7 protein-coding genes are annotated in these 9017 nt (G+C 55.5%); all 7 read left to right on the forward strand.

Translation table 11 applies throughout. From position 1 onward, the window contains the following. The first annotated feature begins 52 nt into the window (after nt 1-52). Nucleotides 53-562, forward strand: a complete 510-nt coding sequence (locus VM163_00135; GenBank protein ID HUT02285.1) for a PTS sugar transporter subunit IIB — start codon at nt 53-55, stop codon at nt 560-562. A 3-nt stretch (nt 563-565) separates the two neighbouring features. Beyond that, on the forward strand, nt 566-1366 hold the full coding sequence (locus VM163_00140) for a PTS sugar transporter subunit IIC (protein ID HUT02286.1): 801 nt from the start codon (nt 566-568) through the stop codon (nt 1364-1366). Continuing rightward, on the forward strand, nt 1356-2135 hold the full coding sequence (locus tag VM163_00145) for a PTS system mannose/fructose/sorbose family transporter subunit IID (GenBank protein HUT02287.1): 780 nt from the start codon (nt 1356-1358) through the stop codon (nt 2133-2135). Before VM163_00140 ends, VM163_00145 begins: the two co-directional genes overlap by 11 nt. Before the next feature lie 25 nt (nt 2136-2160). Further along, nucleotides 2161-2442: an HPr family phosphocarrier protein gene (locus VM163_00150; protein ID HUT02288.1), complete on the forward strand. Its 282-nt coding sequence runs from the start codon at nt 2161-2163 to the stop codon at nt 2440-2442. After that, a complete protein-coding gene (gene ptsP / locus VM163_00155) occupies nt 2439-4202 on the forward strand; it encodes a phosphoenolpyruvate--protein phosphotransferase (GenBank protein HUT02289.1) in 1764 nt (587 codons plus the stop codon). Before VM163_00150 ends, ptsP begins: the two co-directional genes overlap by 4 nt. Before the next feature lie 99 nt (nt 4203-4301). Next, nucleotides 4302-4457 (forward strand): hypothetical protein, encoded by a 156-nt coding sequence (locus VM163_00160; GenBank protein ID HUT02290.1) that lies wholly within the window; start codon nt 4302-4304, stop codon nt 4455-4457. Nucleotides 4458-4795: 338 nt separating this feature from the next. Next, nucleotides 4796-9017, forward strand: a 4222-nt coding sequence (locus tag VM163_00165) for a PQQ-binding-like beta-propeller repeat protein (GenBank protein ID HUT02291.1), incomplete at its 3' end; no start/stop codon positions are given.

Raw genomic sequence — 9017 nt, forward strand, 5'->3', positions numbered from 1 at the left:
ATGCCATGAGCGGCTGTGAGGAGATTGATGGGGGAAAGAGCGGCGGAGTTAAATGAGCATCGAGCTTGTTCGACTTGACGATAGACTCATCCACGGACAAGTCGTGGCCGGATGGGTCAAGGTTCTCTCCTGCACCAGAATAGTCGTCGTTGACGACGAGGTGGCCCACGATCCGTTTGAGGAGAGCCTTATGCGGATAGCTGTGCCCGAGGGGATCGATGTTGAGCTTTTGGCGGCTGCTGACTGCGACGGTCTTTATCAGGAGCTGGACAGGTCGCCCAGGAAGACTATTCTGCTATTCTCCGGGGTAGCAGACATACTGGAGCTGTTTTCGCACGGGAAGCTTCCATTGCCCAAGCTGAACATCGGCGGCGTTGCCTTTTCCGAAGGCCGTGAACAGCTTACAGAGTCGCTATTCCTTTCCGAGGAGGAGATCAGGATGTTGGCGAAAATGGCCAACTCCGGCGTATATGTGGAGGTCCGTCCGACACCATTTGACAAAGCCATTGACTTCCACGAGCTCCTGAAGGTCCGGGACGCCAGGCGACTAGCGGAGGGCTGAGTGATGCCGGCACCCTTGTTGAAACTGGCAGTCCTAATGAGCGCGGCTGGCGCTCTGATCTCCCTCGATGAAAACGTCCTCTTCCGGGGCATGTTTGCTCAACCCATCGCTTGCGGCTCGATCTTGGGCCTGTTGACGGGAGACCTGCGGCACGGTGTGGCCGTGGGAGCGATACTGCAATTGCTCTGGCTGTTCGACGTGCCGGCTGGAGGCTTCATAAGCATCGACTACACATCATGCACTGCCGTCTCTACCATCCTGATGATCGTCTCCTTGAGAGCTGGCATGCCCGAGAAGACCGCTTATGTCCTGGCGCTTCCGGCTTTCGTCCTCTTGGGGCTCCTTGTCGGCGCACTGTCATCCCACCTGATGAAACGTTTGCGCAAGTTCAACGAGGTATTGGTCGAGAGAGCTATCGTAGGCCTCGAAAAGGGGAAGCTATCGGCAGTGGCAACCAATAACCTTATGGGATTACCGTTAGCGTTCGGCCAGACCTTCTGTCTGCTTCTGGCTGCGACTGTAGGAGGCGGGATGCTGTTGGTCCCGGTGCTTCTTAAGATTGCGCCTCGCATTCACGGGACGTGCCCGTGGCTTGCAGTGGCGCTGCTTGCGGCTGGCATTGGGATAGGGCTTCGCGGCTTGGGAGAACATCATAGCGTATTATTCTCCCTTCTATCGATGGCTGCGGCATTCATAATGATACGATTCAAGATGCTGGCGCCGTCTCTTCTGGCCGCCCTAGTTATCTTGAGCTGTTTGATCATCTTCCTCCTATGGCAGGGGCTGAGGCCAGATGAAAGATAGCGCTGAGCTGCCCAGGATTCCTCGACGCGCTCGCATCTCAATCGCTCTGCGGACGTTCCTACTTGAGGCTGGCTGGAACAACAGAGGCAAGCAGAACCTGGGCTTCTGCTTCTCAATCTTGCCAGCACTGAAAACGCTCTATTCGGGCAACGCACTGATCGAGGCGGCCAAGAGGCATCTTTCGGTGTTCAATACCAACCCGTGCTTTTCTGGCCTAGTGGCTGGAGCGATCGTGGAGCAGGAGGCCCATGAGCAAGTGAAAGAGAAACTGAGCGGCCCCAGAATGCCCCGTATGAAATCCACGTTGGGCAGCACGTTCGGCGCTCTTGGTGATGACCTAATATGGTTGTCGTTCAAACCCTTTCTGGCAGTCTTGGCGGTTCTTTTGTTCCTACTTGGGCACGAGTGGGCGTTCCTCTGGCTGGTGGTCCCTTTCTCGCTGGCAAATATCATCCTTCGCTTCAGGGGTGTCGAGCTCGGACTAAGAGGCGCCACAGCTGTCCGCTGCTACTTTGAGAAAACCAATCCAAAACACGCATCGGCTGCCCTGAAGCGGGCGACATGTGTACTACTCGGTGCGCTCGCCGGCGTCTTGCTCTCATGGGATTACAGCTCGTTTGCGGAATGCAGCATCCATTGGTTCGGTTTCATATCTGTTTTGCCAATTATCGTTGTTTGTTTTATTCTTCGGTCTAGGAATGTCTCATCAGGAAAAGTCGGGGCTGTCATCTGCGCCCTGGTTCTCGTTGGGATTCTGCTAACTCTATGATCTACACCACCAGTGAGCTCTTTTAATGCGTGAGGAACAGGTAACGATCAAAGACGAGTTTGGGATGCACTTAAGATCGATTATGTCCCTTGTGGAAATGGCCAAGTCATTCAAATCAGACATAGGGGTGCAGTTCAGGGACGATATCGCTGATGGAAAGAGCCCCTGGGCACTCCTCGCGTTGGGCATTATCGCTGGTAGCAGGATAACGCTGCGTGCAGAGGGCGCCGATGAGAACGAGGCCATGGCGAAACTGCTCCAACTGGCCGAGAACAATTTCATGCGGCCAAATGAGGCGGACAGATGAGGCGGATTTTCTCTGGGATTAAGGCCTCGCCAGGGATAGCGATCGGCCGCGCGTTCATACTTGACAGGACTCTCCAGCCGGTTGAGAGAAAAACCATTCCGGATAAGCAAGTCTCCAAACAAATGAAGGCATTTCTCTCAGCCATCAAGAAATCCATGAAGGAGATCGAGACTATACGGGCGAGTCTGGGACCCGACAAGGCCAAAGAGCTATCCACAGTCTTGGACACCCACATCATGCTTCTAAAGGACGATGCCCTCCAAAGCGACGTCATCAAGATCATTGAGGAACAGAAGGTTAACGCCTCGTGGGCGGTCACGGAGCATGTGGGTCGGTTCAACGAAATGCTGGCGAGCTTAAGTGGCGAGTATCTTTCTAGCCGTGTGGCGGACCTGAACGATATCAAGAACCGCATACTCCGAAATCTCGGCCCGGGCGGTGGAATATGCCGTCTGGACGAGGCCCCGGAAGGCTCAATTATAGTGGCACAGGATATCAACCCGTCGGAGGCCGTGCAGATAGATACTGAACGGATAGTGGGATTCGTAACAGAGCTCGGCAGCAAGACATCGCACTCGGCCATAATCGCAAAGGCGCACGAAATACCGGCCGTTGTCGGCGTCACAGGCGTGCTCCAGAGCGTCAAACAGGGAACCAGAATGATTGTCGATGGGATTGATGGCAAGGTCATCCTTTCGCCAACCTGGAAACAGGTAGCCGAATATGAAAATAAGCAGCGGTCCTACAAGTACTACGTTACGGAGCTGCTCTCTGCGGCTGATTTGCCGGCCGAGAGCAGGGACGGCTTCAGGCTCGCGATCGAGGCCAACATCGAATCGCCGGCGGACGTAAAGACCGCTCTTAGGCACGGCGCGGCCGGCATCGGCCTTTATAGAACCGAGTATCTCTTCATAAGCGAAGGACGCATCCCCACCCAGGAGGAGCATCTCTCTAGCTACAAGCAGGTCGCGGAGGAGATCGCTCCGCATTCGGCAACAATCAGGACAATCGACATCGGCGGCGAGAAGCTTGTTGATGCGGTCGAGATGCCTCCGCAGCGTAATCCGGCCCTCGGCCTCCGCGCGATACGGCTCTGTTTCGCCCGGCGGGATATTTTCAAAAACCAGATCAAGGGAATACTCAGAGCAGGCGTTCATGGAAACCTCAAGATCATGTTCCCCATGATAAGTGGTATCGAGGAGCTCAAGAAAGGCAAAGCGATGATTGAGGAGTGCAAGAAAGAGCTGAGGAAAGCACACACAGCCTTCAACGCCGATATGGAAGTTGGTATTATGATCGAGATACCGTCAGCCGCGTTAACCGCCGATATCCTCGCACCGGAATGCGATTTTTTCAGCATAGGGACAAATGATCTCATTCAATATTCTCTTGCCATAGACAGAGCTAACGAAGAGGTCGCATACCTCTATAACCCCCTGCATCCGGCAGTCCTCAGAACCATCAAGATGGTTGTGGATGCCGCCCACCGCCACAAGGTCCGTGTGGGTGTCTGTGGGGAGATGGCGGGCGAGCCGCTCTACACACTCATGCTTATGGGCCTCGGCGTCGATGAACTGAGCATGAACCCTGTCGCTATCCCAGCCGTAAAAAAGGTCATCAGGAGCTCGCTACTATGCGAATCCCTCGAAATAGCCCGTAAAGCGCTCCGCTTCCAGACGGCGCATGAGGTCGAAGCTTACATCTACAACGTGATGTCCAGGCACTATCCGCAGGAGATCGCCGCCTCACTCTTCTTCTGAGTGCCCACGGCACTCGGATACATCTTTCCGCCAACGAATGCAGCTGGTCGGCTCGCACGTAAACAGGCTTTCTAGGCAGGAATCGATATTGGAGGCATCTTGAAGGAGTTATCGGCAATAGGAGAGGTCGCCGTCATCTATCTGAGACCGAGTAAGGTCAATCCCCGAGAGCACATCGCAGTTATCCGAATGTCAGATAAGCAACGCAAACTCGCACAAATCCTGAACCTCGCGCCGAACCTCATCGCAGGGTAATACACGCAACATCATCCCCATCCTGCTCTGCAACTCCGATCTCAACCATATCACTTCAGTAACTAGAAAATTGAGGCCATGAATTCTCTTGAACTGGTCGGGAATGTTTGTTAGTTTCGCCGATTGACCGCCTGGCTAGAATGTTAGGCCTTAGTGCTCAGTGATGGGCTTAGGGGATGAACGTTGGCAGTTTCCTCATATGGCTCGCGGTATTCTGCAGGCTCTGCCGTCCCTTTGATGGTTGGACGGCAGCCCAATACAAGGGGCAGCCACCGTCTTTCCCCGAATTGACTAGGCGACTTGGCGCCTTCGTGTGCCACACTTTGGAGGGCAGATTCGTGGAACGGGGTTTTCTCAGTCCTTTGTTTGTTTCAGTCTGTTTCATTCTGTTGTTATCGGCTGGGGCAGTGGCTTTGCCGTTAGGACTTGGCTCGTATAGCTTTGATCCAGCGGTCTCAGGCACACCCGACTTGCCGCCAGCGCTGCGGGTTTCCGAATGTGCTCCCGGTGTTGACGGGTATTATATTGTCCAGTTTAGCAGGCCCATTCACAGGCAGTTTAGGCATTCTTTGGTTGGGACGGGTGCGGAACTAATGGGCTACGTCCCAACTTTTGCGTTCGTCTGTAGAATGTCCAGAGAGACGGCTGTCTCCGTCAAGAGACTCAATGGAGTTATCTACGTCGGGATATTCCAGCCGGCCTTCAAGCTGCCGCCATACTTCCAGCCGCACCGCATCGACGAGTTTCTCTCCGAGCCGGAGCGAGGCGCCATCATCGAGCTCGTTGTACAGGCCTTCCGAGGCACCGATGTTGGGGAGATCGAGAGGGAGGTTGAGGCGATCGATGAGCGGGTTTCCATTGTTGGGAGTTGCTGCGTTCAGCGTCGTCCTCGGCTGAGGGTCTTGGTTCCGGAGGAGGTCTTCACGAGCGTGGTCTATTCGATGGCGCGTATTCTTGACGTAGAGTGGATTGAGCACTACCTGCCGCCGGTTTTGCTTAACGAGAAGGCGCGATGGGTTGTTCAGTCCTACGAGAACGATTACACGCCCATCTGGGACCACGGGATAACGGGTGCAGGCCAGATCGTGGGGATCGGCGACACCGGCGTCGATGCTGACATGTGCTTTTTTTACGATGAGGAGGAGGGTCTTCCTGACGACACAGTCAACCCCGATCAAAGGAAGATCATCGTGTACTACGACATCGCGGGGAACGGTGACTGGGACGGCTACGGCCACGGGACCCACACTTCGTGCTCGATAGCGGGCGATAACTCTGCGCACGAGCATGAGTATGACACGAACGATGGTATTGCTTATGACGCCAAGTTGGTGTTTCAGGACATTGGCCGAGGCGGGTCGCTGACCCTGCCGGACGATCTTTATGGCGATTACTTCCTCCAGGCCTACGCCGCCGGGGCAACGCTTCATTCGAACAGCTGGGGCTATACCTATGATACCTCCTACAATTCCTCCAGCCAGGATTGTGATGCGTTTATGTGGGACTATAAGGATTTCTTGATTCTCTTCTCGGCCGGTAACGGCCACTCTTATGGAATACGCGTAACAAGTCCTGCAACCGCCAAAAGCATCATCACTTCAGGCGCCAGTGAGAACGCTTGGTCTGGCTATAACCCTGAGAATATGGCCAATTTCAGCAGTCACGGCCCGGCGGACGATGGCCGTCTGAAGCCCACCGTTACGGCGCCTGGCCACCAGGTCGATTCTGCCGACTGCGATTTCGACATCGAGTCGTATAACTGCGGGACCGCAAAGCACTCAGGAACAAGCATGTCCTGCCCTGTCCACGCAGGATGCGGTGCGCTCGTCAGACAGTATTTCACAGAAGGCTACTACCCGTCGGGCGAGGCGATTGAGGGAGACGCGTTGGAGCCGAGTAACGCTCTTCTAAAGGCCGTTTTGGTTAACAGCGGCAAGAACATGACCGGGTCCTACACGGACGGCGACATCCCATCAAACGGTCAGGGCTGGGGCCGCGTGTTGCTCGCTGATACTCTGCATTTTTCGGACGATGACATCCATCTGATCGTGGTGGATGAGACGACCGGACTCTCAACATCAGACGAGGCGCCGTTCGAGTATGAGGTTGACGGTTCGAGCAAGCTGGAGGTAACGCTCGTCTGGACCGACTATCCGGGTGAGCTCTATTCTAACCCGAGCCTCGTGAACGACCTTGACCTCGTCGTGTCCGGCCCGTCCGGGACATTCAAGGGGAACAATTACTCAGACGGTCAGTCGGAGGAGGGCGCCACCGCAGACCACTTGAACCCAACAGAGGCGGTGCAGCTGAACAGCCCGGAGCCTGGCACATACACGGTTACAGTTACTGGCTACAACGTACCGGAGGGGCCTCAGCCATTCGCGCTAGTCATAGTCGGCGCAAGCGAGTTCGTTGGCGGCCCGTGGCCAATGTTCATGCACGACAGGACGCACAGCTGCATCGGCGAAGGTGATCTGCCAGGCTCGGTCGGCATCGAATGGTCTTATGAGACTGGTGATTCGGTCAAATCATCGCCAATAATTGATGCGAAGGGCAACGTTTACTTTGGCAGTGACGATGGCAAGCTGTATATAATCGACGAACACGGGTCCCTGAACGCTACGTATGACGCGGGATCGCCCATATCATCGACCCCATCTATCTACACCGCAGGCGACATATTCTTCGGCGCTGAAGACGGAAAGATATACTGCCTGACGTCGGATGGCTCATTCAAATGGACTTACGACACCGGCTCGGCGATCTCGTCTTCCCCAGTCATTGGTCCCCACGGCTCGCTTTATATAGGCACGGCAGATGGCAACCTCTTCTCAACATCGGTTACCGGGAACCTCAGATGGAGCTATGAGACGGAGGGCAGTGTCGTGAGCTCACCGGCGGTCGGCGCTGATTGCCTCATCAGGTTCGGCTCAAATGACGGCTTGTTTCGAGTAGTCGATTCATCAGGCGATCTGGTAGGCAGCTACCAGACCTCCGGCGAGGTCAAGAGCTCGGCTGCTATAACAGAAGAGGGCGTCTCCTATTTCGGCTCGGACGACGGCTGCCTGTATGCTGTTGAATCTGATGGCTCGCTTCGCTGGTCCGTCGAGTTGGGCTCCGCAGTGGGTGAGTGTTCTCCCGCGATGGATGCTGGCGGCAACGTCTATATAGGCGCGAGCGGCGGGAACTTCTTTAAGTTCAATTCATACGGGACCCTCCGCTGGAGTTATGATGCGCAGAGCGCCGTTTCGGGGGCGCCCGCCATTGGACAGAATGACCGAGTAGTATTCGGGACCCAGGACGGCGTGCTCTATTGCCTTTCCTCTTACGGGTCCCTGGTCTGGTCCTATGAGGCTGGTTCTGAGGTCGGGACCTCAGTCGTGATTGCCGGAGAACTGAACTTCATGTTTGGCCTCCGGAACGGGAAGGTCATTTCGGCGACGCGTTCCAACGCGGATCCGAACCTCACAAACGGCGATGTTTCTCCCGACAGCGGCGACAAGGATACCACATTCACCTACACGGTAGATTACTACGATGCCGACGAAGATGACCCTGAGGAGATACTGGTCTATATCGACGGCACCCCACACGAGATGTCGCTTGATTCGGGCGATTCGCACAACGGAACCTATACGTACTCCACAACGCTTTCCGAGGGCTATCATGAGTTCTATTTTGCCTGCGAGGACGTCTGTGGGGGCAGGGGCCGCGATCCTGAGACCGGGACGTACGACGGCCCATCAGTGAACTATGGCCCCGCGCTGTCCGATGGCGACGTCGAGCCCGACAGTGGCACCGAGGAAGAGACGTTCACGTATTCTGTCTATTACTACGATCAGGATGGTAGTTCTCCGATTCTTGAACTTGTCTATATTGACGGCGCCTCGCACACAATGACGCTGTATTCCGGCGATGCAGCCGACGGTGAATATCGCTACGAGACGACGCTGAGCCACGGCGGGCACGAGTTCTATTTTTTCTTCACTGACGAGGACGGCTCGTCGGTGCGGCTGCCGAAGCACGGCTCGTATGATGGTCCGGACGTTACGGACGACTACGAGCCAGATGATTGTTGTGAGGATGCCAAGGAGCTTGAGACGGACGGAACCAAGCAGGATCGCTCGCTGTATCCGGCCGCCGACGAGGACTGGGCTTACCTCGAGGCGATAGCGGACGCGGAATACGTGATACAGACCTCAGAACTCGACGGCTGCGACACACACCTTTACCTCTATGAGGACGATTGCGAGACGTTGATCGATGAGGACGACAACAGCGGGGGCGGCTATGCCTCGAAAGTAGAGTGGACCTGCACAGCCAGCGGCACATACTACGTCAAGGTCGAGGATAATAGCGAGTCCAGCACCGGTGGATATAAACTCTCCGCCGAGATTAACAGAGGCCCGGAGCTTTCGGATGGCTCGGTCTCGCCAGATTCCGGAAACAGCTCGACCAATTTCACATACACGGTTGCCTACTTTGACGCGGACGACGACGCGCCCGCAAGGATTGAGGTCCTCATAGATGGCGAGTCACACGGGATGACTCTGGATTCTG

The organism is bacterium (assembly GCA_035527515.1).
Lineage (GTDB): Bacteria > B130-G9 > B130-G9 > B130-G9 > B130-G9 > B130-G9.

Excerpts from the sequence above, each read along its gene's own strand:
- VM163_00135 (HUT02285.1), top strand. The coding sequence starts at position 53 with ATGAGCATCGAGCTTGTTCGACTTGACGATAGACTCATCCACGGACAA.
- VM163_00140 (HUT02286.1), top strand. The coding sequence starts at position 566 with ATGCCGGCACCCTTGTTGAAACTGGCAGTCCTAATGAGCGCGGCTGGC.
- VM163_00145 (HUT02287.1), top strand. The coding sequence starts at position 1,356 with ATGAAAGATAGCGCTGAGCTGCCCAGGATTCCTCGACGCGCTCGCATC.
- VM163_00150 (HUT02288.1), top strand. The coding sequence starts at position 2,161 with ATGCGTGAGGAACAGGTAACGATCAAAGACGAGTTTGGGATGCACTTA.
- ptsP (HUT02289.1), top strand. The coding sequence starts at position 2,439 with ATGAGGCGGATTTTCTCTGGGATTAAGGCCTCGCCAGGGATAGCGATC.